The following is a 319-nucleotide window of genomic DNA, read 5'->3' as shown; positions in this document are numbered from 1 at the left end:
GCGCCCTTTCTAACTTAACCTAAAAGGTTTATAACTCTTAATTGAATAAGAGAGAAAAACTAAAATGGCGATTACTCGATGTTTACTTTGCTTCTTCATTACGATTATCTAGTTTTCAAAGAACGATATTGGACGTTGGTAAACGTCATTGGTGGAGCTTAGCGGGATCGAACCGCTGACCTCCTGCGTGCAAAGCAGGCGCTCTCCCAGCTGAGCTAAAGCCCCATTATGAGATGGTGGGCCTAAATGGACTCGAACCATCGACCTCACGCTTATCAGGCGTGCGCTCTAACCAGCTGAGCTATAGGCCCTCATAACG

General features: G+C 45.8%; 2 tRNA genes. Both read right to left on the bottom strand.

Going from position 1 to position 319, the window contains the following annotated elements:
- Positions 1-149: 149 nt before the first annotated feature.
- Positions 150-225, bottom strand: a tRNA-Ala gene (locus tag KW850_RS32815).
- A 9-nt stretch (positions 226-234) separates the two neighbouring features.
- Positions 235-311: transfer RNA gene (locus KW850_RS32810), tRNA-Ile, on the bottom strand.
- Between the last annotated feature and the right edge of the window lie 8 nt (positions 312-319).

The organism is Bacillus sp. sid0103 (assembly GCF_019219025.1).
Note: the sequence above shows the minus strand (reverse complement) of the source record. Positions and strands in the feature narration are given on the sequence as shown.